This window comes from uncultured Lutibacter sp. (assembly GCF_947493565.1).
Classification (GTDB): Bacteria; Bacteroidota; Bacteroidia; order Flavobacteriales; family Flavobacteriaceae; genus Lutibacter; species Lutibacter aestuarii.
In genome coordinates, this window is sequence record NZ_CANLRG010000005.1 from 97,246 (window position 1) to 122,184 (window position 24,939).

Consider the following 24,939-nt stretch of genomic DNA (forward strand, 5'->3'; position numbering starts at 1 on the left):
ATTTTAAAAATAGTTTTTAAAAGGTAAAAAGTATTTTTAAATCGTAAAAAAACTTCAAGAGTTAACTTGAAGTTTTTAAAGTTTTGGGATTAATTTAACTATTTTACTTTTGGAAATAGTATATTGTTTTCTAAATGAATATGTTGATACAAATCGTTGATAAATTCATCTAATTTATGATATAAAGCTTTGAAAGTATTACATGCCCATACAGGAGGTGTAAAGTTGTTACTTAATTCTTGAATTTTTTTAACAATAGTTCCAGCACTGTCATGTTCATCTTCTAAAATTGCAATAACATTTTTATCGTAGCTAAAATTAGGGTCTTTAAGTTTAGACTTTATAGCAGGGAATAAAATTGTTTCTTCTTTTTCTAAATGTGAAATTAATTCATTTGAAAGAGTAGTAAATAAATGATCAATTTCAATTGTTTCAGGAGCATGATGCCCATGTACACTTGCTACTTTTGTAGAAAACTCATTAATTATACTTAAATTTTCTTTAACATAAGTATGATGAACATTTACAATATAATCTGCTAAAAATTCAGGATTCCAGTCTTTAAAATTTAATGTAGGAGCATCATTTTTTGGAGTATTGGAAAGTAAATCGTTGATTACTTCATCTACATTTATATTTGCCTTAATACAAGCTTTTTCAACTGTTTTTCCACCTCCACAGCAAAAATCTAAATTGTATTTTTTGAAAACTGAAGCGGTACTTATATCATCGCTAACAATTTCAGCAATCGTTTTATTTTTTATATCTAACATTGTTGTAAAATTTATACTGCAAATATAGTAAAAAAATAATAAAAGACAAATAAGTCTTTTATTATTTAATCCAACAACAATCTAAATAGTCAGTTAGTATATGAAAGAGTAACCCTATTGCAATAATTCTAGTTTTGGATGGTGCTAGCATAAAAAAATATAAAACAATAGCGTAATTGGTATGTAAAGGATGAAAATTGATGCTACATCTATTAGGGCTAAAGATTGGAGTAGCAAATAAGTGGTCAATATCTATTAACATAGTTAGTATAAATATGAGCCAAGTGGTTTTCCATTTATCTTTAAAAAAAATAAAAGCAATAAAACCAGGAATTAAGAAATGCATTCCGTAGTGAGTAACAAACCTTAAAATTTCCAAATTAAAATGTTATGTTTTGATTTTCTAAATAATTTAATGCATTTGGACCTTCCATAAAAAGTAAGTCTAAGATACTTAAATTAGAAATAAATCCATGGTGTTGTTCAAATACTTGAATATATCTTGTTAAATTATATTCTTTTTGACCTTTTGCGATAGCTAGATTTCTAAAATCTTTTAAATCAGAATTTTTTATATATGCTGATGTGATTAATGTTGAAAGTTCTATTTGAAGTGCATCCATAATAATTTCATGACACTTTAAATTTAAGTCTAATAAAAAGGTGTATTTTTTTTCAAAAATTGGAGATAAATCGTCTATATAAAATTCAAAGAAAGGAGAGGAGTTATAAGCTGTTTTTAGGGTTTTTAAGTGGAGCTTATTCCAATCATCTTTATAATCTATTTTAATATCTTTAGTTTTTTGTTTTATTCCTTTTAAATGTTGAATTGGAACATTTAACAAGTGTTTGCCATTTGATGTATAAACATAACAACGATTTCTATAGGTCTGTTTTTGATAGTTATCTTCAACTTCAAAAACAATACCATTAGATTTTGAAATGGCTAGGTATTGAATTATTGGTGAAAAGTAAGTAGGTTGTATTAAAACCATTAAATAATAGTTATACTGTTTATTCTAAGTTTACGATTTAAGATCCTTCTTCTTTTTTACGTTTTCTGTAAGTGTTGTATCCAAACCAAAGGAGTAGGGCTCCTAAGAAATAATACAAATAAGAAACCGGTTTTCCACTACCATGAACTGTAGTAAATACACGTTCCCAACGTATTTTATTAGCTAAACCTTGAGCATTACCATCCCAACTCATCCAAATAAATACAGGCTTTCCAACTACATGGTCAAATGGAACATAACCCCAAGAACGAGCATCTTCAGAGTTATGTCTATTATCACCCATCATCCAATAATAATCTTGTTTAAATGTATAGGATGTCGTTAGTTGACCATTAATAAATATTTCATCTCCATTAATCGTTAGGTTATTTTTTTCGTAAACTTCAATAATTCTTTTATAAAAAGGTAACGATTTTTTATTTAGTTTAACTGTCTTACCTGCTTCTGGGATATAAATAGGTCCAAAATTATCTATAGACCAAGCATATTGTTTGTTATGTGGAAAAACACCAGATTCGTAGGTTCCTTTAGGAGTAATTTCTTTGTCAATACTTTTTACTAGCGGGTTGTTTTTTAGTTTAGCAGCATTTTCATCAGTTAAATTTAAAAGGTAATAATCTCCATAAAAACCACCTTCTGTAATATCATATCTACTTAAAGTAGTAGCACTTAATTGTCCGTTAGTAACTACTTTATGCATATATTGAGGTTTAGCTCTATCGGGAAGTATAGTTTTGTCACCATTAATGTAAATATAACCATCTTTAATTTCTAAAGAATCTCCAGGAATACCAACACAACGTTTTACATAATTTGATTTTTTGTCGATAGGTTTATCAATATGAATATTAGATGTATCAAAAAACCTTTGAACTGTATCTACAGGCCAATTAAAAACAACAATTTCATTTCGTTTAATTTTCTCAAAACCAGGAAGCCTAAAATAAGGCAATTGAGGTTTTTTTAAGTAGGAACGTAATTTGATAAAAGGTAAAGAATCATGTACCATTGGAGCAGCAATGGTTGTCATTGGAGTTCTAGCACCATAATGGAATTTACTTACAAATAAAAAGTCACCCACTAAAAGAGATTTCTCAAGCGATGATGTAGGTATGGTGTATGGTTGCATAAAATACGTATGCACTAAAGTTGCTGCAATAATTGCAAAAACTATAGAACTAACCCACTCACCAAGCTCTGTTCTCGATTTTAAGCTTCTATCTTCAATATAAGTAACATTAGCTAAATAATTAATGTAATAAGTGTAAAACCCTAAAGTTAAAACAGCTAAAAATGAATCTATAGTTGAATTTTTACCGAAACTTCGAATAGTTTCAATCCAAATTACAGGAAACATTAAAAGATTGATGATTGGAATAAATAGTAATACAATCCACCAAACAGGTCTGTTAATAATTTTCATAAGTACAATAGCATTGTATATTGGTACTATTGCTTCCCATGATTTTCTTCCTGCTTTTACATATAATTTCCAAGTTCCCAAAAAATGAATTAATTGAACTATTAAGAAAAAAATAAACCATTGAGTCATTGTCATAATAAAAATATTTTAAACTTTACTTACATCAAAATCATGTGTAAAGATGAGTATTATTTGTTTAAACCAAGAACATCTTTCATAGTAAAAACACCTGTTTTTCCTACAAGCCATTCTGCGGCTACAACTGCTCCTAAAGCAAAACCATCTCTATTGTGCGCTGTGTGTTTGATGTCTATTGTGTCAACTTTTGATTTGTATTTTATTGAATGTGTTCCAGGAACATCATCAATACGTTTTGCCACTATTGGTAATTCAGTTTCATTATTTGTTACATCTAATGTCCAACTATTTTTAGATGAATGTTTAATGATATCTTCAGCTAAAGTAATAGCTGTACCACTTGGAGCATCTAATTTTTTAGTATGATGAATTTCTTCTAATGATATTTGATAATCGTCTAAATGATGCATCATTTTAGCTAAATAATTATTTAATTCAAAAAAAATGTTTACACCTAAACTGTAATTAGAAGCATAAATAAAAGCCCCTTTTTGTTGTTTACAAATTGTTTTAGCTTCTTCAAATTTTGCCAACCACCCAGTTGTACCACTAACTACAGGTACATTGTTTTTGAAGCAATTTGTAATATTGTTGAAAGCTACAGAAGGAATGCTAAAATCTATGGCTACATCAGCTATGGTAATATCATAATTCTTTGTGTTTTCGTCTACTTTTAAAACAATTTCATGACCTTTTTGTAACGCAATTTGTTCAATTGTTTTACCCATTCTTCCATAACCTAAAAGTGCTATTTTCATTGTTAAAATTTAAAGTTTATAGATGCACCAACAATAGTTTTATTGGTGGCGGTATCTTTAATTAATTGAGGCTTTACCGAAAGGGCATCGTCAACATTATGTTGTAATAAGTGTGCATTTGTACTAGCCTCAACTACTTGTAATAAATATAAGCCAACGGTAACTAAAAGTGATAAATCTCGATCTTTTTTATAAGATTTTTGCGCCCTTACTAGAGCATCATCTGATAAGAGGATGTTACCATTTGTTCCGTCAAACTCGTGAGGTTTACCGTCAATAGACAACTTATAGGCATTTCTTGCCCTTTTATAATTGGTATTATTGTCACTATAAAAGTAAATTCCTGAGCCTAAGGCAGCATATATAATAGGTATTTTCCAATACTTTTTATTGTAAGCCTGTCCTAATCCTGGTAAAACAGCCGAGTAAAAAGCAGCAGTAGCTGGTGCTAGAGGTTTAAATTCTTTGGATATACTTCCAAATTTATTTTTTATTTTTAAGGTGTCAGTCACTTCTTGAGAGTGAATTGCTAGCACTCCAAAGCTAAATAAAATTAAAAATAAATACAGCTGTTTTTTTAACACTATTGTAGTAATTTTTTTAACCTGTTAAAATCTTCTTCTGAATGAAAAGGAATGATAATCTTCCCTTTGTCGTTTCCAGATATTTTAACGTCGATTTTATGTCCAAAGTATTCGCTAAACGTTTTAATTCCTTTACTAACATATTTAGGAACTTCAACATCTTTACTGTTGGCTTTAGGTTTTGTTGAGCCTCCTTCTTTTAAAGCTTTTACCAATTGCTCTGTTTGCCGAACAGATAATTTTTGTTGAATTATTTTTTCGTAAATACTTAATTGATCTTCTGTATCTTCAATGTTTATAAGTGCTCTTCCATGTCCCATAGACAAAAAACCATCGCGCATGCCAGTTTGAATAATTGGATCTAATTTTAATAAGCGTAAATAGTTAGTTATGGTAGAACGTTTTTTTCCAACGCGTTGACTCATTTCTTCTTGTGTTAAATCAATTTCGTCAATTAAACGTTGATATGAAAGTGCTACTTCAATAGGGTCTAAATCTTTACGTTGAATATTTTCAACCAATGCCATTTCCAACATTTCTTGGTCATTGGCAATTCTAATATAAGCTGGAATAGTTTTATTTCCTATTAGTTTAGAGGCTCTAAATCGTCTTTCACCAGAAACTAATTGAAACTTATTTCCATCTAATTTACGAACTGTAATAGGTTGAATTACACCTAACTCTTTTATTGAACTAGCCAATTCACGAAGCGCTTCTTCATTAAAATAACTTCTTGGTTGGTAGGGATTTACTTCAATTGTGTCTAATTCAATTTCAATAATATTTCCAACAACCTTATCAGCATTTTTATCGTTTGCAGAAGTGATATCTGAACTCGTTTCTTTTAATAAGGCAGATAACCCTCTTCCAAGCGCTTGTTTTTTAGTAGCTTTTGCCATCCTTATTATGATTTTTTAATATTTCGTTTGCTAAGTTAATATAATTTACGGCACCTTTACTAGTAGCATCATAAGCAATAATACTTTCGCCATAACTTGGTGCTTCACTTAATCGAACATTTCTTTGTATAATGGTTTTAAATACCATGTTTTGGAAATGTTTTTTAACTTCTTCAACAACTTGATTAGATAAACGCAAACGAGAATCGTACATGGTTAATAATAACCCTTCAATATCTAAATCAGGATTATGAATTTTTTGAACACTTTTAATGGTATTCAATAATTTCCCTAAACCTTCTAATGCAAAGTATTCGCATTGTATTGGTATTATTACTGAATCGGAAGCTACCAATGCATTTAACGTTATTAACCCAAGTGAAGGGGCGCAGTCTATTAAAATATAATCATAATCATTTTTAATTTCCTGAAGAACCTCTTTTAACATATATTCACGTTGGTCTTTATCTACTAATTCAATTTCTATTGCAACTAAATCAATATGCGCAGGTATTAAGTCTACATTAGGTGAATTTGTTTGAATTATAGCATTTTTAGCTGAAATGGCATGTTCAAGTAATTGGTAAGTTCCCAATTCAACTTCTTCAACATCTACACCAAGTCCAGAGGAAGCGTTAGCTTGAGGATCGGCATCAATAAGTAATACTTTTTTTTCTAATACACCTAAGGCTGCAGCTAAATTAACGGTTGTAGTAGTTTTTCCAACACCACCCTTTTGATTTGCAACTGCGATTATTTTTCCCATAAAAGAAATACGAATTATTTAAGATGTAAAAATACAATTATTTATGGTTTTTAAAAGGGAATAATGTTAACAAACCTATAAAAAGAAAAAGGCTTGTTAAATAGTAGGGCTACTCTTTGTTTCAATTAAAATGAAGTTAAAGAAGCGCTTAAAATCAGTCTAATAAATGCGGTGGTAAATAAATGACTAATTTAAACTATTGAACAAGCCTTTTTAAATGACTAGTTTTTAAATGGAATATTCTCTAAAATTGTTAATAAGAATTTCCAAAATTTTTGAGTAGATTTAATATTCGCTCTTTCATCAGGAGAATGGGCTCCTTGTATAGTAGGGCCAAAAGAAATCATATCCATTTCAGGGTAATTGGTTCCTAAAATACCACATTCTAAACCAGCATGACAAGCAACAACATCAGCTTTACTATCAAATAATTTTTCATAAGTATCTGTTAATACTTTTAAAATTGGTGAATTTACATTTGGTTTCCATCCTGGGTATGATCCAGACATGGTAACTGTATAACCAGCCAATTCAAATGTTGCTTTTAATGCATTAGCCAAATCAAATTTTGAAGTTTCTACAGATGAACGTGTTAAACACATAATTTTGATGTCTTCATCTTTAACAATTACTCTAGCGATATTGTTTGAAGTTTCTACAAGCCCTTCCATATCATTACTCATACGATAAACTCCATTATGAGCTGCGTATAAAGTGTTTAATAATGTAGTTTGACTAATAACCGTCATCACTCTTTCAGGTGTTTTTATTTTTGAAAGAGTTATTTCTAAATTAGGATCAACTGTTTTAAATTCAGTTTTAATTTCCTTTGTTACTTTTTTAATTTTTTTTAAGAATGCATCTTTTTTAGATTCATATACAGAAACTATTGCAAAACTTTCTCTTGGAATAGCATTTCTTAAGCTACCTCCATTGATTTCAGAAATTCTTGAAAAATCTAAAGTTTCATAAAGCAAACGATTCATTATTTTATTGGCATTTCCCAAACCTTTATGAATATCCATTCCTGAATGTCCTCCATTTAAACCTGTTACAGAAATGCTATATCCAACACTGTTAGATGGTGAATGTACTTCGTTATAAGTATTTTCAGCAGTTATATCAATTCCACCTGCACAACCTATATCAATTTCATCATCTTCTTCTGTATCTAGATTTAATAGTATTTCACCGTTTAAATATCCTTCTTCAAGCCCTTTAGCACCAGTCATACCAGTTTCTTCATCAATAGTGAACAGTGCTTCAATAGTAGGGTGTTGAATGTTAGTAGAAGCTAAAACACTCATAATAGCCGCAACACCTAAACCGTTGTCTGCACCCAAGGTTGTTCCTTCAGCTTTTACCCAATCTCCATCAATTATCATTTTAATACCTTCTGTATCAAAATCAAAATTGGTATCGGCATTTTTTTGATGTACCATGTCTAAATGTGATTGCATCACCACCGTTTTTCTAGTTTCCATACCTTTTGAGGCTGGTTTTTTGATAATAACGTTTCCTACAGGGTCAACAACAGTTTCAAGGTTTAATTTTTTTCCAAAATCAACCATAAATTCAATTACACGTTCTTCTTTTTTAGAACCTCTAGGAACTGCATTTAAGTCTGCAAAATTGTTCCATAGTGCGGTTGGTTCAAGTGCTCTAATATCTTTACTCATGATTTAATTTATTTTTTTGATTTTAATTTTAATTTATATTATTTCTATAATGGTTTCATTCAAAGGTTTTCTAACCTTTTTCATTTCACTCATAATATCATCATCAGCTCTATATCCAACAGGGAGCATTAAAACTGATTTTAGTTTTTTTTCTGTTAAGTTTAATAACTTATCTACTTTTTCAGGAATAAATCCTTCCAAAGGACAAGCATCAATTTTTTCTACAGCACAAACGGTCATTAAATTCCCTAAGATAATATAGGTTTGGTAAATGGCGGAAAGTTGTTTTTCTTCAATTGTTTTATTTTCATACATTTGAAGTAGCTGTTTTCTAAATTTTGAAATAGTAGCCTCACTAACATTTCTAGTTTCTTTTTCTAAATCAAAATAAGCATTGATATCTTCCGAAGTTGTATCGGTATCTATACAAAGAATGAGTAGGTGTGAAGCATCTGCAACTTGACGTTGAAAGTAAGAGAGTTCTACAAATTTTTCTTGGAGTTCTTTATTTTCAATTACAATCATTTTTACAGGTTGTAATCCAAAAGAAGTTGCTGTTAGGTTAAAGGCATTTTTAAGTACTTCAACTTGTTTATTTGATAGTTTTTTTGAAGGATCAAACTTTTTGGTAGCATATCTCCATTTTAAACTATTTATAATATCCATGTTACTAATTTTTATTCTTAATTCTTACAAAATTACTTTAAAAATATTGAAAAACAGGTAAGTTACGACTTCAATTTTTTTAACTAAAAGTTAATTTATATTTTTAGGAATAAAATAAACGCTATGAAAGAAAATTTACTTCATTTTATATGGAAGTTGAAGCTATTTCCGACTTCTAAAATTAAAACAACAAGTGGAGAATTGTTAGAAATAAAGTCTTCGGGATTACTAAATTATAATTCTGGACCAGACTTTTTGAATGCTCAAATTAGAATACAAGATCAGCTTTGGGCTGGAAATGTAGAAATTCATTTAAAATCATCAGATTGGTACATTCATCGTCATGAAAAAGATGAAAGCTATGATTCAGTGATTTTACATGTGGTTTGGGAACACGATGTTACAATTTTTAGAAAATCTAACAAAACAATTCCTACTTTAGAATTGAAAAATTATATTTCAAAAGAGTTGTTAGAGAATTATCAAAAATTATTTAGTACGCCTAAAAAATGGATTAATTGTGAACAGGAAATAAATAGGATTGATTCATTTATTTTAGAACATTGGTATGAGCGATTGTATTTTGAACGTTTAGAACAAAAGTCTGTACAAGTTCAAGATATATTCATAAAAACAAATAATAATTGGGAAGCCACTTTATTTAGTTTGTTAGCTAAAAGTTTTGGTTTAAATGTGAATGGCGAGGCTTTTTTAAACCTGGCTTTATCGGTTGATTTTACTACTGTAAGAAAGGTTTCTAATAACTTAAACCAGTTTGAAGCGCTGTTATTTGGGCAAGCAGGTTTATTGTTCGATAACATTGAATCTAATTATTTTTTAAATTTAAAAGAAGAGTTTAAATACTTGCAAACTAAGTTTAAATTAGAACCAATATCAAAAAATCAAATTCAATTTTTTAGGTTACGCCCCAATAATTTTCCTACCATAAGAATTTCTCAACTTTCGCAATTATACCATACACATCAAAATTTATTTTCAAAAGTTATAGAAAATGAAAAATTAGAGGAATTTTACGAATTGTTTTCAGTTTCAGCATCAACTTTTTGGGAAACGCATTATACATTTTCTAAAGAATCTAAAAAAAGTATAAAAAAAATCACTAAACCATTTATAGATTTGGTATTGATAAATACAGTAATACCCATTAAATTTTGGTATTTAAAAAGTTTGGGTAAAAATGATTTTAGTCCTCTATTACAGCTAATTCAACAAATGAAACCTGAAAAAAATAGTATTATATCAAACTTTAATATGTTAAAGGTTAAAAGCGATAATGCATTTAAAACACAAGCCTTGTTACAATTAAAAAATGAATATTGTTCTAAACAACGTTGTTTAGAATGTTCTATTGGAAAAGAATTACTTAAAAATTAGTTTTTTGGATACCAATTTCGTAAGCGTACTTCAATGTTTTTATTTTTGCTATTTACTAATTTTTTAAATTCCGCAATGTCACTTAAACCATCAGTTCCCCTGTAATGATATGGATATACAACTTTTGGTTGAAATTCTAAAACAGCACTTGCAGCCTGATTGATGTCCATTGTGTAAGGTAAATTCATGCAAATAAAAGCAATATCTATATGTTGTAAAGTTCTCATTTCGGGAATATCTTCGGTATCTCCAGAAATGTACAGTTGTTTATCATCAATACTTAAAACATAGCCATTTCCTCTACCTTTAGGATGTTTAGAATTTTCAATCTCAGGTAAATTGTACATTGCAATTGCTTTAAAAAAAATGTTTAATCTATGGATACCTTGTCCATTTTTCAGTACCTCTACTTTAGAAATCAACCTTTTGGGTAATTTTGAAGCAACTTCTTTTGGAGTAATAAATATTGTGTTTGAAGTATCAATAACATCTAATGTTTTATGGTCTAAATGATCTCCATGAATATCAGTTATCAACACAATATCAGGAGATTTAAAGCTTTTATATAAGTCTGAACCACCATAAGGATCAACATAAACAGTTGTATTGTTATAAGTTAATACCAAGCTTCCATGTAAAATAGGATGAACTTTAATGATACCATTTTGTGTTTTAAATTCATCAATTTCATTTTTTTGACTCCAAATGAAAGAAACTGTAAATATGAATACGATTGTTAAAATACCTTTTAATTTCATAGGTGGATGTTTTAAATTTTAAAGAACAAAAATTCTGCTATTTAATATTAAAATTTATAGCGTTATAAATATACTATTAATTTAATTACTACTACTTTTGCATATGTTTTTATGTGCTAAAATGGATACATTCTTTTAAATATTTAAAAATGAAATTTTCCTTTAAATTCCCTTCTCCTTATACCGTTTTAATGATTGCTATTATGCTAAGTGCTATAGCAACTTGGCTTTTACCTGCAGGATCTTACGATACATTATCATACAATTCAAACACTAATGAATTCACCATTAATTCTGAGGTAAAACAAGAAAGTATTGCAGCTACTCAAAAGGTTTTAGATGATCATAATATTTTAATCTCTTTAGATAAATTTAAAGAAGGTAAAATTAAAAAGGCAATTTCTATACCAGGAACTTATAAAGAAGTAGCCTCAAAACCACAAGGAATTTTAGAAATTATATATGCTCCAATTAAAGGTATTTATGAAGCAATTGATGTAATTTTATTTGTTCTTATTATAGGAGGTTTTATAGGGGTTTTTAATAATTCAGGAGCTTTTAATGAAGGAGTTGGGTTTTTAGCAAGCAAATTAAAAGGAAGGGAAAGTGTTTTAATTATTATTGTTACCTCTTTAATTGCAGTTGGAGGAACTACTTTTGGTTTAGCTGAAGAAACGTTAGCTTTTTATCCAATTTTAGTTCCTGTTTTTTTGGCGGCCGGTTACGATTTAATTGTGCCAGTTGCAGTAATTTATATAGGATCCTCAATAGGAACTATGGCATCTACAGTAAATCCATTTTCAACCATTATAGCCTCAGACGCAGCTGGTGTAAATTGGACGATTGGAATTTATAGTAGGGTAGCTATGTTAATTTTAGGACTGGTGGTTTGTATTTGGTATATTATGAGATATGCAAAAAAAGTTAAAGATGACCCCACAAAATCTCTACTATATGGTTCAAAACTAGAAAACCCATTTACCAAGGTTACTGAAACTGAATCTACAAATAAACTAAAAGGAATAACCAAAGTATTGTTAAGCCTGTTTGCATTAACATTTGCAGTAATGATATACGGAGTGTCAGTTTTGGGTTGGTGGTTTCAGGAAATGACGGCGTTATTTTTAGTTGCAGCTATATTAATAGCAGTTTTACAAAGAGTTGGAGAGCAAAATTTTATTAAAGAATTTATTAATGGAGCTAAAGATTTACTTGGAGTGTCATTTATTATAGGAATTGCTAGAGGAGTTACTTTTGTTTTAAATGAAGGGCAAATTTCAGATACCATTTTATTTTATGCTACAAACTTAGTAGAAGGAATGCCTCCTGGAATATTTTTGCCAATTTTAATGATGGTATTTTTTGTACTTACTTTATTTATATCCTCCTCTTCAGGAATGGCTGTAGTTACCATGCCAATTATGAGTTCTTTGGCTCCAGTAGTTGGGGTTCCTCCCGAAGAAATTGTAAATACTTATTTATTTGGAATGGGATTAATGAGTTTTATTACACCAACAGGATTAATTTTACCATCATTAGCAATGGTAAACGTTAATTATAATACTTGGTTAAAGTTTATTTGGCCTTTATTAACGTTGCTAGGTTTGCTATCCTTTTTGATTCTTTGGGGTGGGTTGTTAATCTAAAGATTTAAAATAATCTTTTACCCAAGCAACTATTTGATTTTCAGTTAAATAATTTACGCTAGAAACTCCAGCTAGTTTGTGGGTTAATTGCATATTATTTCTAATTTCTTTTTCAAAAATATTTTTCATTTTTGAAGGGCCAAAAACAACAACAGAATCACAAGTTTCAATTTCTTTTAATAAACTTTTTAGAAATTGATTGGTCATTTGAATGCGTTTGTTTTCTCTGTTTTTTTCGTATGTTAAATATTGACCTCCAAATCTTCCATATTTTTTAGTTTCTCCTTCAACTCTTTCACGAGTTTCAATATTAGATTCAATAGTTTTAAAAGTGTGTGAATTGTTAGAAAGTCTAATTACAAAAGCGTGTTTGGTATCTATCCAAATTCCAATGTTTTTTTTCATAATAGAAGTTTTTAATGATGAAACAATTGGGGCAATAAAGCTTATTTGTATGCATATATAAAATTACAAAAAAAATAAACGAAAAGGTTAAAAAAATAAAAAAAGATACAACGAATTTGTTGTATCTTTTTAACGCGTAATTAAATTGATTGAATTTTAAAATTAAAAACAATAGCTGTTTTCAGTAATTACTTTTTCAGCAATTATTTTTCTTAAAGCTATAGGGTTAGGGTTGTTAGTGTACTTGGTAAAACGCTTTAATCCCATTAATAACATACGTAGTTCGTCACCTTCGGCAAAATATACGATAGCTTCTTTCCCCATTGTTGCTGATTTTTCTACGGCATTAAATAGATTTAATTTTGCCATAGCTATTTGACATTCAGCTTCTTTTTCTGAAGTTAATTTTGCAACTTTTTCAGCTTTTAAAATAGCAGATTCAGCCATATAAACTTCAATCATTACTTCAGCAGCAGCCAAAATTAATTGTTGATGATTTTCTAGATCCATACCATATGTTTGAACTGCTTTTCCAGAAATCATTAAAAAGGCTTTTTTTAATTTAGCAATCATTTCTTTTTCTTCTGAAAATAAAACAGTATAATCTGGCGTGTCAAATGAAGGTATTCCCAACAAGCTATTTCCAACTTCCATAGCTGGAGTTAATAAATCAATTTCACCTTTCATAGCTTTTTTAAGTAGCATTCCAACAGTTAAAAGTCTGTTTATTTCGTTGGTTCCTTCATAAATTCTAGTAATTCTAGCATCTCTCCATGCACTTTCCATTGGAGTGTCTTTTGAAAATCCCATTCCGCCAAAAATTTGAATTCCTTCATCAGAAACAAATTGAGAAACTTCTGACCCAAATACTTTTATAATAGCACATTCAATAGCATATTCTTGAAAAGCTGCTAGTTCTGCATCTTGGTGCGATTTCCCTTCAGCTAAGCCAGCATCAATCATATTTTGTATGTCTTTTGCAGCTCTATAGCAACCAGCATCAATTGTAAATGTTTTGGCACTCATTTCAGCATATTTTTTTTGAATTGCTCCAAAATTTGATATGGCGGTTTTAAATTGTTTACGCTCATTACCATATTTAACTGATTCTGTGATAATTCTTCTACTAGCATCTAAACAAGCAGCCCCTAATTTTATACGACCCACATTTAAAGAGTTCATGGCAATTTTAAACCCTTTTCCTCTATCGGATAACATGTTTTCTACTGGAATTAACGTGTCACTAAAAAACACTTGACGGGTTGAAGAAGAGGTAATTCCTAATTTTTTTTCTTCCTCCCCTAGGGTTACACCATTTGGATTGTTTTTGTCAAATTCCATAATAAATGCAGTGATATTTTTATCATCCTCTATACGTGCAAAAACGATAAATATTTCGGCAAAACCTGCATTTGAGATCCACATTTTTTGTCCGTTAATTTTGTAATGTTTACCATCAGCTGTTAATTCAGCTGTTGTTTTTCCAGAATTTGCATCACTTCCAGCATCTGGTTCGGTTAAACAATATGCGCCAAATTTTTGACCAGAAGTTAATAATGGTAAATATTTTTGTTTTTGTTCTTCGGTTCCGTATAAAAATATTGGCATAGTACCAATTCCTGTATGTGCACCAAAAGCAGTTCCCAATGATCCGGTTGCTGATGAAATATAATCAGTTACTAACATAGTAGAAACAAACCCCATTCCAATTCCACCATATTGCTCGGGTATTGATACTCCTAAAAAGCCCATTTCTCCAGCTTTACGCATCACTTCTTCAGTTAATGCATAATCTTTATTTTCAAAACGTTCTTTATGAGGCCAAACTTCGCGATCTATAAATTCGATAACCGCTTCTTTCATCATTTTTTGTTCTTCATTAAATTCTTCAGATACGAAGATATCTTCCGATTTAATTTCTTTTATTAGGAATTCTCCTCCTTTTATTGTTGCCATTATTCTGATAGGTTTTGATTTTAATATTTTATTTTAAAAGTTCATAAACACCTGCGGCACCTTGCCCAGTACCTACACACATAGTTACTATTCCGTATTTGTTTTTTCTTTTTTTCATTTCGTTGAACAACTGCACTGAAAGTTTAGCCCCTGTACAACCAAGAGGGTGTCCTAAGGCAATAGCTCCACCATTTACATTCACAATATCTTGATTAATGTTAAGCTCTCTCATTACTGCCAAAGATTGGGAAGCAAATGCTTCGTTTAATTCAATTAAATCGATATCATTTAAAGTTAAATTTGCTTGTTTTAATGCTTTTGGAATTGCTTTTACAGGACCAATTCCCATAATGCGTGGTTCTACACCTACAGCAGCAAAAGAAACCATACGTGCTATGGGTTCAATATTTAATTCTTTTACCATTTCTTCACTCATCACCAATAAAAAAGCAGCGCCATCACTCATTTGAGAGGAGTTGCCAGCGGTTACACTGCCTCCTTGAGCAAAAACAGGACGTAATTTAGAAAGTGCTTCTATTGAGGTTCCTTTACGTGGACCCTCATCTACAGAAACCGTATAATTTTTAGTTTGTTTTTTACCATTTTCATCTAAAAATATATTTTCAACGGTTATAGGAACAATATCTTCTTTAAATCTATTTTCAGCTTGAGCTTTTAATGCTTTCATATGTGAATTATAAGAAAATTCATCTTGGTCTTCACGTGAAACTTTAAACTGTTGAGCAACAGCTTCTGCAGTTAACCCCATTCCCCAATAATAATCTTCATGACCTTCTTTGGCTGATTTGTAATTTGGGACAGGACGGTAACCACCCATAGGAATATAGCTCATACTTTCAACGCCACCAGCGATGATACAATCTGCCATTCCAGATTGAATTTTAGCAACTGCAATACTCACAGTTTCTAATCCTGATGCACAATATCTATTCACAGTCATTCCAGGGACATCTTCAATTTTTAGTCCCATTAACGAGATTAAACGCCCCATATTTAAACCTTGTTCAGCCTCAGGCATGGCATTTCCAACAATAACATCATCAATTCTTTTTTTATCTAATTGAGGTATATCTTTTAATAAATGTTCTATGGTTTCTGCTGCCAATTCATCAGGTCTTTTAAATCTAAAAACTCCTCTAGGTGCCTTACCTACCGCTGTTCTATATCCTTGTACTATATATGCTGTTTTCATTTTTTTAGTTTCTTAGTGGTTTACCTGTTTTTAACATATGTTCTATGCGTTCTAACGTTTTTCTTTCTGTACACAAACTCATAAAAGCTTCACGTTCAATGTCTAATAAATATTGCTCAGATACGTAAGTTGGTTCCGATAAATCTCCACCAGCCATTACATATCCTAATTTATTGGCAATTTTTTTATCGTGTTCAGAAGCATAATGGCCTTTTTCTAAGCTATCAGTTCCAACTAAAAACATACCCAATGCTTGTTGACCATAAACCAATACTTTTTTTGGTACAGGTTGTGTATAGCCATCTTCCAATAGTTGAATTGCATGACGTTTAGCTGTTGCAATTTGTCGGTCTTTATTAACAACAACAATGTCTTTATATTCTTTTAAGAAGCCTAAATCATATCCTTCGTATGCAGAAGTTGCCACTTTAGCCATGGCTACATTAATGAAGTAATCGCGAAGTTTATTTAATTTTACATCATCTTTTAAAACCCCTTCCGAGGCTCTTAAAGCCATTTCTTTAGAACCTGCTCCACCTGGTATAATTCCTACGCCAAATTCTACTAAACCTATATAAGTTTCTGCAGCAGCTACTACTTTATCTGCGTGCATACTTAATTCGCAACCACCACCAAAAGTATAGCCGTGTGGAGCAATTATAGTTGGACAAGATGAATAGCGCAGTCGCATTACTGTGTCTTGGAAATATTTAATTGAGAAATTTAATTCATCGTACTCTTGTTCTACAGCCATCATAAAAACCATTGCTAAATTAGCGCCTACGGTAAAATTAGCTGCTTGGTTTCCAAGAATTACAGCTTCGTATTCAGTTTCAGCCAAATCAATTCCTTTGTTGATTGCTTGTAAAACTTCACCTCCAAGCGTATTCATTTTAGATTGGAATTCTACATTTAAAACACCATCGCCTAAATGTTGAATAGATGCACCTGAATTAGACCAAATTGTTTTTGCTTCGCGAATATTATCGAGAATAATAAAGCTATCTTGACCAGGGATTTTTTCTTGTTTTTTTGAAGGAATTGAATAATAGTATTTAGTACCTTCTTTAACTGAATAGAAAGATGTATTTCCACTAGCAATCATATCAGTTATCCAATTTGCTATAGGAATATTTTCAGCTTGCATTAATTCAATCCCTTTTTCAACACCTATGGCGTCCCAAATTTGGAAAGGACCGTGTTCCCAACCAAAGCCAGCTTTCATAGCGTCATCTAATCTGTATAATTCATCAGAAATTTCAGGGATTCTATTTTGAACATAGCCAAACATAGCGGCGAAATTTTTTCTGTAAAACTCACCTGCTTTGTCTTTTCCTTTGATTAAAACTTTAAAACGATCAATAACTTTATCAATGGTTTTTGTTAATTCTAAAGTTGCAAATTTGGCTCTTTTATTTGGACGGTATTCTAAGGTGTCTAAATCTAAAGATTGAATTGATTTTTTTCCATTTTCAACAACTTTTTTATAAAATCCTTGACCTGTTTTGCTTCCTAACCATTTGTTCTCCATCATTTTATCAATAAATTCAGGAAGTTTAAATAGTTCGTGTGCTTCATCATTTGGACAATTTTCATAAATTCCATTTGCCACATGAACCAAGGTATCTAAACCAACAACATCAACAGTCCTAAATGTTGCAGATTTTGGACGACCAATCACTGGCCCTGTTAATTTATCGACTTCTTCTATGGTTAAGCCTAATTCTTTTACTTGATGAAACAAACTCATAATTCCAAAAATACCAATTCGGTTTCCAATAAAAGCAGGAGTATCTTTTGCTAAAACAGAAGTTTTTCCCAAGAATTTTTCACCATACATCATTAAAAAGTCGGTAACTTCTTGATTGCAGTTTGGTCCTGGAACTACTTCAAATAATTTTAAATAGCGTGGTGGATTAAAAAAGTGAGTTACAGCAAAATGTTTTTGAAAATCTTCGCTTCTACCTTCATTCATTTGACTGATTGGAATTCCAGAAGTGTTTGAGGTAACTAATGTTCCTTTTGTTCTATATTTTTCAATTTTTTCAAAAACTAGTTTTTTAATGTCTAGTCGTTCAACCACCACTTCAAGTACCCAATCTACATCTTTAATTTTATGTAGATCATCTTCTAAATTTCCTGTTGAAATTCTGTCAGCAAATTTTTGATTGTAAATAGGAGATGGTTTAGACTTTAATGAAGCTTTTAAGCTGTCATTTACTAAGCGGTTTCTAACAGCTTTATTTTCAAGTGTTAGTCCTTTAGCTTTTTCTGTATCTGTTAATTCACGGGGAATAATGTCGAGTAATAAAACTTCAACACCAATATTTGCGAAATGACATGCAATGCCTGATCCCATAATTCCGGAACCAATAACGGCTACTTTTTTAATACGTCTTTTCATTATTTTGATTTTTTATTTAGTTGGTTCATGTTCAAAAATTGATTTTTCAGCAATTAACTTATTGATGGTTTGGGTAACTTCAAAAAAATGTTTAATTTTTTCTTCAGACACGTGTTGTTTTACAACTTTATTAAATTGAATTACGTGTTCTCTAGAAATATTTCTTTTTTCTATTCCAAACGCTGTTAGTTTAATTAAAACACCTCTTCCATCATCTGGATTTTTTTCTCTGTAAATAGCACCTTTTTCTTCCATGTTTTTTAAAATACGAGAAAGACTGGTAGGTTCCATTCCCATTTGTGGACCTAAAGCAGTTGATGGAGTTCCGTTTTCAATGTCTACATTTAATAAAACAAAAGCCATTGCCATGGTACTGTCATGTTTTACCGCTTGTTCGTTATACATCTTAGCTACTGATTGCCAGGTAGCTCTGAGTACATGATCTATTGTTTGTTCTTTTTGCATTTCTCAAATATATAAAAAAATACTATGCACGCATAATAAATATTTAAAAATTATTTGTTAAATTATTTTACTTGTTTATTTTAAAAAAAAAGGATAAGTTTAAAACACTAATCACAAACCATAAAACAATGAAAGCAAAAGAACTAATAGGAAAAATTATTATTCAGGAAAATATTGATACTGTTGATGAAAATAAAATACCAAAAACTTTTGTAATCAATGTTCCAGATCCATACGAATCTTATTATAGTCGTTTTACAGATATCAATAAGCCAATTTCAATTATTTTTGTTACAAAGAACCCAACGTCGTTTGAAAATATTTTAAGAGCTACTAAAAAAATTAATGAAGCGTATCATTTAGAATTAGATGCAGCAAAATGTGAAGTTACTATAGACTCAAGGAAGCTAAATGGAATAAGAGTTAAAGGAATTAATAGATATACGGAGATTGGCGAAATTCAACAACATTATGCAGATGAAGGATATGAGTTTGCCAAAAGTGAAAAGTTTACAGATGTTGATTCTTTAATAAGAATAAATAAGTTTTTTAATGTAATAGAACTAGAAAATGGTATTTATCAAGACCATCATGAAAATGATGTGTACTATATAGAAGTCCCTAGGTTAATGAGTTGGAGTGAGTTTAGAACCATTACTTTTGAAGTTAAAAATAACATGACTGATAAAAATTATGATATCGCCAAAGGAATATTTTACACCAATGGAGGTATTACAGAAATGTTAAGGATAGTTAAACCCAAAGCTACCATAGAACTCCTAAAAATAATTCAACAAAAATATATTGATAAACTTGATTAATTTTTTAAAAGATTAATTAAATATCTAACAAAATAAATCTATTTTCGTTTCGAAAAACAAAAAATTTAGAATGGAAAATGTATTAACGGTTGAAAATGTAAGTAAAAATTATGGGAATTTTACTGCATTAAACAACGTTTCTATCTCAGTACCAAAGGGTAGTGTATTTGGGCTATTGGGACCAAATGGTGCTGGTAAAACATCCTTAATTAGAATTATCAATCAAATTACTTTGCCAGATAGTGGAACTATTTATTTAGGAGGTGAAAAATTGCAACCTCAACACGTACATCAAATAGGCTACTTACCTGAAGAAAGAGGCTTATATAAAAGCATGAAAGTTGGTGAGCAGGCTTTATACTTGGCACAATTAAAAGGATTAAGCAAATCTGAAGCAAAAAAGAAATTGCAATTATGGTTTGAAAAATTTGATATTTCCAATTGGTGGGATAAAAAAATTCAAGAACTTTCAAAAGGAATGGCACAAAAGGTTCAATTTATTGTAACTGTTTTGCACTCACCAAAATTGTTGATTTTTGATGAGCCTTTTAGTGGTTTCGACCCTATAAATGCTAATTTAATTAAAGATGAAATTTTAAAATTAAGAGATGAAGGTGCGAGCATCATATTTTCAACACATAGAATGGAGTCTGTTGAAGAATTATGCGATAATATTGCATTGATTAATAAGTCGAATAAAATATTAGATGGAAAATTAATTGATATCAAAAAGCAATATAGAACCAATCAGTTTGAAGTGGGACTTTTAAGTAATAAAAACACTAAAGAAGTATTATTAAATCAAGTAAAAGAACACTTTAATGTTGAAACAGCAGCTACTAAATCTTTTTACAATGATTTAAGGTTAATTGTTAGTTTGAAGAACAGTGAAACTTCTACAGATTTGATTAATTTTTTAAATGATAAAGCTCAAATCAATCATTTTACAGAAATAATTCCAAGTACAAACGATATATTTATAAAAGCAGTTGGCGATAATGAATAAGTTAAAATTAATAATTAAAAGAGAGTTTTTAGCAAAGGTTAAAAACAAATCATTTATTGTAATGACTATTTTGAGCCCGCTTTTAATGGTTGGACTTTTTATGTTAATTATTTTTTTAAATCAAAAAAATAGTGAAGAAATACGTACCGTTGCTTTTGTTGATGACTCACAATTACTAACCGCAGTTTTTAAAGATACTGATAAAACAAAATATGTTGATTTAACAGCTATTGGATTAGAAGAAGCAAGAAAGCAAACAGAAAACTCTTATTACGGAATACTTTATATTCCTAAAAGTGATACGTTAGAAAACCTTTCCAAAGGTATTTTATTCTATTCTGAAGATTCTCCAAGTTTAAACTTAATAAGTGCTATTGAAAATAAACTTGAAAAAAAAATTAGAGATTTAAAAATTGAACAATTAAACATAGATATTAACCAAGTTAAAAGCGCTGAAACAGATGTAGAAATTACTTCCGAAAATTTTTCAGGAGAAAAATCTTCAAAAATAGGAAGCATTTTAAAAATGATAACCGGTGGCGGATTTGGATATTTAATATTCATGTTTATTATTATTTATGGCACTTCAGTTATGCGAAGTGTAATTGAAGAAAAAACCAGTAGAATTATTGAGGTAATTATTTCTTCAGTAAAACCATTTCAATTAATGCTGGGCAAAATATTAGGAAATGCTTTAGCAGGAGTTTTACAATTTATTATATGGATGGTTTCTGCAGGGTTTTTAATGTTTGTTATAGCCTCTGTTTTTGGTTTAGAGTCAGCAAGTTCTAGTTCAGCTATGGGACAAATGAATCCAGAAATGGTACAACAAGTTCAAGAAACAGCAATGAGTGAATTGCAGTTAGCATTTTTGGAGGTTAAAAACTTACCAATTTTAACCATATTTTTTTCGTTTATAGTATATTTTATTGGAGGTTATTTAATTTATAGCTCTATTTATGCAGCCATTGGAGCGGCAGTTGATAGTGAAACCGATACGCAACAATTTATGATGCCAGTAATGCTTCCATTAATTATTGCAATTTATGTTGGTTTCTCTGTAATAGAAAATCCACATGGACCAATAGCTTTAGGGTTTTCATTATTTCCATTAACATCGCCAATTGTAATGTTAATGAGAATTCCTTTTGGGGTACCATGGTGGCAAATTTTAACATCTATGATATTGCTGATAGGAACTTTTATTTTAATTGTTTGGTTTGCAGCAAAAATATATAGAGTGGGAATTTTAATGTATGGAAAAAAACCTACTTATAAAGATTTATATAAGTGGTTGAGATATTAATTTTTTAATTTAAATTTTTTTAAATGAAGAAGTTACTTGAAATTTTAAACTATGAATTTACATTTAGTAAAGATGTTCATATTTCAGTTAAAGCAATTATTATAGTTATTGTTGCATTAATTGTAACCTCACTTGTGTTAAAATTAATTAGAAAATTAATTACAAGAAAACTACCAGATGATGACAAAGTAAAATTTGTATCCTTGTTTTCATATAGCAAATGGTTTATTTATGTGATAATTATTTTAATGACATTTCACAATATTGGTATTAATGTAACAGCAATTTTTGCTGCCTCTGCAGCTTTACTAGTTGGTGTTGGTTTGGCATTACAAACGTTATTTCAAGATATTATTTCAGGTATATTTATCTTAGTAGATCAGTCGGTGCATGTTGGAGATATTATAGAATTAGATGGTAAAATTGGACGTGTTGAAAATATTAAATTACGAACAACTAGAGCTGTGACTATTGATAATAAAGTTTTGATAATTCCTAACCATTTATATTTAACAAATAGTTTGTATAATTGGACAGAAAATGGCTCAGAAACACGAGAACATGTATTTGTAGGCGTAGCTTATGGGAGTGATGTTCAATTGGTGAAAAAATTATTATTACAAGCGGCAAACTCACATCCATTAGTTTTAAAACAACCTGAACCAACAGTGTTTTTTTTAAATTTTGGTGATAGTTCTCTAGATTTTAAATTGGTATTTACTTTAAATAATAGTTTTGAAGCAGCAATGCCTAAAAGTGATATTCGTTTTGAGATTGATAAATTGTTTAGAGAACATAATATATCAATACCATTTCCACAAAGAGATGTTCACCTATTTCAAAAATAATTGTAAAACAAAAATTGGCTTAATATTTGCAATTTCTACTTAAAATTAAATTACATGCCTAAAATATTAATTATTGAAGACGAAGCTGCAATCCGCAGAGTATTAAAAAAAATAATTTCAGAAGAAAACGAAACCTACGAAGTTGAAGAAGCTGAAGACGGTTTAAAAGGAATTGAAATGATTTCAAAATCTGATTTTGACCTTGTTTTATGTGACATTAAAATGCCTAAAATGGATGGTGTTGAGGTGCTTGAAAAAGTAAAAAGTCTAAAACCTGAAATTCCAATTGTAATGATTTCAGGTCATGGAGATCTAGATACAGCTGTAAATACCATGCGTTTAGGAGCTTTTGATTATATTTCTAAACCACCAGATTTAAATCGTTTATTAAATACTGTTAGAAATGCGCTTGATAGAAAAGAATTGGTAGTAGAAAACAAGCTTTTAAAGAAAAAAGTGAGTAAAAAATACGATATGATTGGTGAAAGTGAAGGAATTACTCATATCAAAAACATGATAGAAAAAGTAGCGCCTACCGATGCACGTGTATTAATTACTGGACCTAACGGAACAGGAAAAGAATTAGTTGCGCATTGGTTACATGAAAAAAGTGATAGAACTAAAGCTCCTATGGTGGAGGTTAATTGTGCAGCTATTCCGTCAGAATTAATTGAAAGTGAACTTTTTGGACACGTAAAAGGTTCGTTTACAGGTGCAAATAAAGATAGAGCTGGAAAATTTGAGGCTGCCAATGGAGGAACTATTTTTTTAGATGAAATAGGAGATATGAGTTTGTCTGCTCAGGCTAAAGTATTGAGAGCGTTACAAGAAAATAAAATTTCTAGAGTTGGAAGCGATAAAGATATTAAAGTAAATGTTCGTGTAATAGCAGCTACAAATAAAGATTTACAAAAAGAAATAGCAGAAGGAAAGTTTAGAGAAGATTTATACCATAGACTTGCGGTAATTTTAATTAATGTACCTGCATTAAACGATAGAAGAGAAGATATTCCGCTTTTAATACAATTTTTTGCAGAACAAATTGCCCAAGAACATGGAACAACAGCTAAAACTTTTTCAGCTTCAGCAATAAAATTATTGCAAGAATATGATTGGACAGGCAATATTAGAGAACTTAGAAATGTAGTGGAAAGATTGATAATTTTAGGAGAAAAAGAGGTTTCTGAACTCGATGTAAAACTCTTTGCAAGTAAATAATAAATATTGATGCCAATTTTCAAGGTATAAGAAAAGTTTATATTGGAATAAAAAATAAGGATAAAAATTTAGGAATATCTTTAAAATACTCGCTTAAATTTGTCCTAAATAAAAAATATAAACAATAAAAAGATATTAATTATGGCAACACAAGTAGGTAAAAAATTTCCAGATTTAAATGTAGATGCAATGAATGAAATGGGAGATACATTTAAATTAAACATTTTAGAAGAAGCAGTGAACAATAAAAAGAAAGTATTGCTTTTTTGGTACCCAAAAGACTTTACTTTTGTTTGTCCTACAGAATTACACGCATTTCAAGAAGCTTTAAATGAATTTGAAAAAAGAAATACCATTGTAATAGGTGCTTCATGTGATACACCTGAAGTTCATTTTGCTTGGTTAAATACTTCAAAAGATAATGGAGGTATTGAAGGAGTTACTTACCCTATTTTAGCAGATAGTAACCGAAATTTAGCAAGTAGATTAGGTATTTTAGATATTTTTAATGAAACCTATGATGAAGAAACTGGAACAATTCAAGTTGAAGGAGATAATGTAACTTACCGAGCGACTTATTTAATTGATGAAGAAGGAACTGTTTTTCATGAAGGAATTAATCATATGCCTTTAGGTAGAAATGTAAAGGAATTTTTACGTTTAATTGATGCCTACACTCATGTACAAGAAAAAGGTGAAGTTTGTCCAGCTAATTGGGAAGAAGGAAAAGATGCAATGAAGGCTAACAGACAAGGAACTGCAGAATATTTAGCTTCACATTAAAAATAAACTATCG

General features: G+C 30.0%; 24 protein-coding genes. 8 read left to right on the forward strand and 16 right to left on the reverse strand.

The features are described 5' to 3' along the window. Nucleotides 1-98 precede the first annotated feature (98 nt). The 10 genes from ric to Q0714_RS07520 form a co-directional block, all read right to left on the reverse strand. Nucleotides 99-773, reverse strand: coding sequence for an iron-sulfur cluster repair di-iron protein (ric, locus tag Q0714_RS07475; protein WP_298263925.1), 675 nt, complete (start codon nucleotides 771-773; stop codon nucleotides 99-101). A 61-nt stretch (nucleotides 774-834) separates the two neighbouring features. Continuing rightward, nucleotides 835-1,152 (reverse strand): DUF6122 family protein, encoded by a 318-nt coding sequence (locus tag Q0714_RS07480; RefSeq protein ID WP_367181332.1) that lies wholly within the window; start codon nucleotides 1,150-1,152, stop codon nucleotides 835-837. 1 nt (nucleotide 1,153) lies between these two features. After that, nucleotides 1,154-1,768 carry a WbqC family protein gene (locus tag Q0714_RS07485; RefSeq protein ID WP_298263926.1) on the reverse strand — a complete coding sequence of 205 codons (615 nt, stop codon included), beginning with the start codon at nucleotides 1,766-1,768 and terminating at the stop codon, nucleotides 1,154-1,156. A 37-nt stretch (nucleotides 1,769-1,805) separates the two neighbouring features. After that, complete coding sequence (gene lepB / locus Q0714_RS07490; protein ID WP_298263927.1) at nucleotides 1,806-3,347, reverse strand: signal peptidase I; 1,542 nt, start codon at nucleotides 3,345-3,347, stop codon at nucleotides 1,806-1,808. Between the two features lie 53 nt (nucleotides 3,348-3,400). After that, on the reverse strand, nucleotides 3,401-4,108 hold the full coding sequence (gene dapB, locus Q0714_RS07495) for a 4-hydroxy-tetrahydrodipicolinate reductase (RefSeq protein WP_298263929.1): 708 nt from the start codon (nucleotides 4,106-4,108) through the stop codon (nucleotides 3,401-3,403). Nucleotides 4,109-4,110: 2 nt separating this feature from the next. Continuing rightward, nucleotides 4,111-4,692: a DUF5683 domain-containing protein gene (locus tag Q0714_RS07500; protein WP_298263931.1), complete on the reverse strand. Its 582-nt coding sequence runs from the start codon at nucleotides 4,690-4,692 to the stop codon at nucleotides 4,111-4,113. After that, nucleotides 4,692-5,591 carry a ParB/RepB/Spo0J family partition protein gene (locus Q0714_RS07505; RefSeq protein WP_298263932.1) on the reverse strand — a complete coding sequence of 300 codons (900 nt, stop codon included), beginning with the start codon at nucleotides 5,589-5,591 and terminating at the stop codon, nucleotides 4,692-4,694. The genes Q0714_RS07500 and Q0714_RS07505 overlap by 1 nt, the downstream gene beginning before the upstream one ends. Then, nucleotides 5,575-6,357, reverse strand: coding sequence for an AAA family ATPase (locus Q0714_RS07510; protein ID WP_298263933.1), 783 nt, complete (start codon nucleotides 6,355-6,357; stop codon nucleotides 5,575-5,577). Before Q0714_RS07510 ends, Q0714_RS07505 begins: the two co-directional genes overlap by 17 nt. Nucleotides 6,358-6,578: 221 nt before the next feature. Further along, complete coding sequence (locus tag Q0714_RS07515; protein ID WP_298263934.1) at nucleotides 6,579-8,036, reverse strand: aminoacyl-histidine dipeptidase; 1,458 nt, start codon at nucleotides 8,034-8,036, stop codon at nucleotides 6,579-6,581. Between the two features lie 33 nt (nucleotides 8,037-8,069). After that, nucleotides 8,070-8,702: an NAD(P)H-dependent oxidoreductase gene (locus Q0714_RS07520; RefSeq protein WP_298263935.1), complete on the reverse strand. Its 633-nt coding sequence runs from the start codon at nucleotides 8,700-8,702 to the stop codon at nucleotides 8,070-8,072. Between the two features lie 123 nt (nucleotides 8,703-8,825). Between Q0714_RS07520 and Q0714_RS07525 the strand changes: the two genes are divergently transcribed. Continuing rightward, nucleotides 8,826-10,097, forward strand: coding sequence for a DUF2851 family protein (locus Q0714_RS07525; protein WP_298263937.1), 1,272 nt, complete (start codon nucleotides 8,826-8,828; stop codon nucleotides 10,095-10,097). Here the strand turns inward: Q0714_RS07525 and Q0714_RS07530 are convergent. Further along, nucleotides 10,094-10,855 carry an MBL fold metallo-hydrolase gene (locus Q0714_RS07530; RefSeq protein WP_298263939.1) on the reverse strand — a complete coding sequence of 254 codons (762 nt, stop codon included), beginning with the start codon at nucleotides 10,853-10,855 and terminating at the stop codon, nucleotides 10,094-10,096. The genes Q0714_RS07525 and Q0714_RS07530 overlap by 4 nt on opposite strands. Before the next feature lie 149 nt (nucleotides 10,856-11,004). Between Q0714_RS07530 and Q0714_RS07535 the strand changes: the two genes are divergently transcribed. After that, entirely contained in the window at nucleotides 11,005-12,501 is a 1,497-nt protein-coding gene (locus tag Q0714_RS07535; protein ID WP_298263940.1) for a YfcC family protein, read from the forward strand. Here Q0714_RS07535 and Q0714_RS07540 read toward each other — a convergent pair. The 5 genes from Q0714_RS07540 to Q0714_RS07560 form a co-directional block, all read right to left on the reverse strand. After that, complete coding sequence (locus Q0714_RS07540; RefSeq protein WP_298263941.1) at nucleotides 12,493-12,906, reverse strand: hypothetical protein; 414 nt, start codon at nucleotides 12,904-12,906, stop codon at nucleotides 12,493-12,495. The two genes, Q0714_RS07535 and Q0714_RS07540, sit on opposite strands and share 9 nt — an antisense overlap. Before the next feature lie 162 nt (nucleotides 12,907-13,068). After that, nucleotides 13,069-14,862, reverse strand: coding sequence for an acyl-CoA dehydrogenase family protein (locus Q0714_RS07545; protein ID WP_298263942.1), 1,794 nt, complete (start codon nucleotides 14,860-14,862; stop codon nucleotides 13,069-13,071). A gap of 28 nt (nucleotides 14,863-14,890) precedes the next feature. Then, nucleotides 14,891-16,075: an acetyl-CoA C-acyltransferase gene (locus Q0714_RS07550; RefSeq protein ID WP_298263944.1), complete on the reverse strand. Its 1,185-nt coding sequence runs from the start codon at nucleotides 16,073-16,075 to the stop codon at nucleotides 14,891-14,893. A 4-nt stretch (nucleotides 16,076-16,079) separates the two neighbouring features. Continuing rightward, nucleotides 16,080-18,479, reverse strand: a complete 2,400-nt coding sequence (locus tag Q0714_RS07555; protein ID WP_298263946.1) for a 3-hydroxyacyl-CoA dehydrogenase/enoyl-CoA hydratase family protein — start codon at nucleotides 18,477-18,479, stop codon at nucleotides 16,080-16,082. A 12-nt stretch (nucleotides 18,480-18,491) separates the two neighbouring features. Continuing rightward, on the reverse strand, nucleotides 18,492-18,944 hold the full coding sequence (locus Q0714_RS07560; RefSeq protein WP_298263947.1) for a MarR family transcriptional regulator: 453 nt from the start codon (nucleotides 18,942-18,944) through the stop codon (nucleotides 18,492-18,494). A 128-nt stretch (nucleotides 18,945-19,072) separates the two neighbouring features. Here Q0714_RS07560 and Q0714_RS07565 point away from each other — a divergent pair, with 128 nt between their 5' ends. The 6 genes from Q0714_RS07565 to Q0714_RS07590 all read left to right on the forward strand — a co-directional run bounded on the left by Q0714_RS07565 (nucleotide 19,073) and on the right by Q0714_RS07590 (nucleotide 24,926). After that, complete coding sequence (locus Q0714_RS07565) at nucleotides 19,073-19,765, forward strand: hypothetical protein (RefSeq protein WP_298263948.1); 693 nt, start codon at nucleotides 19,073-19,075, stop codon at nucleotides 19,763-19,765. 70 nt (nucleotides 19,766-19,835) lie between these two features. After that, nucleotides 19,836-20,771: an ABC transporter ATP-binding protein gene (locus tag Q0714_RS07570; protein WP_298263949.1), complete on the forward strand. Its 936-nt coding sequence runs from the start codon at nucleotides 19,836-19,838 to the stop codon at nucleotides 20,769-20,771. After that, on the forward strand, nucleotides 20,764-22,077 hold the full coding sequence (locus Q0714_RS07575) for an ABC transporter permease (protein ID WP_298263950.1): 1,314 nt from the start codon (nucleotides 20,764-20,766) through the stop codon (nucleotides 22,075-22,077). The genes Q0714_RS07570 and Q0714_RS07575 overlap by 8 nt, the downstream gene beginning before the upstream one ends. Before the next feature lie 23 nt (nucleotides 22,078-22,100). Next, complete coding sequence (locus Q0714_RS07580) at nucleotides 22,101-22,925, forward strand: mechanosensitive ion channel domain-containing protein (protein WP_298263951.1); 825 nt, start codon at nucleotides 22,101-22,103, stop codon at nucleotides 22,923-22,925. 54 nt (nucleotides 22,926-22,979) lie between these two features. After that, on the forward strand, nucleotides 22,980-24,143 hold the full coding sequence (locus Q0714_RS07585; RefSeq protein WP_298263952.1) for a sigma-54 dependent transcriptional regulator: 1,164 nt from the start codon (nucleotides 22,980-22,982) through the stop codon (nucleotides 24,141-24,143). A gap of 141 nt (nucleotides 24,144-24,284) precedes the next feature. Then, nucleotides 24,285-24,926: a peroxiredoxin gene (locus Q0714_RS07590; protein WP_298263953.1), complete on the forward strand. Its 642-nt coding sequence runs from the start codon at nucleotides 24,285-24,287 to the stop codon at nucleotides 24,924-24,926. The last annotated feature ends 13 nt before the right edge of the window (nucleotides 24,927-24,939 follow it).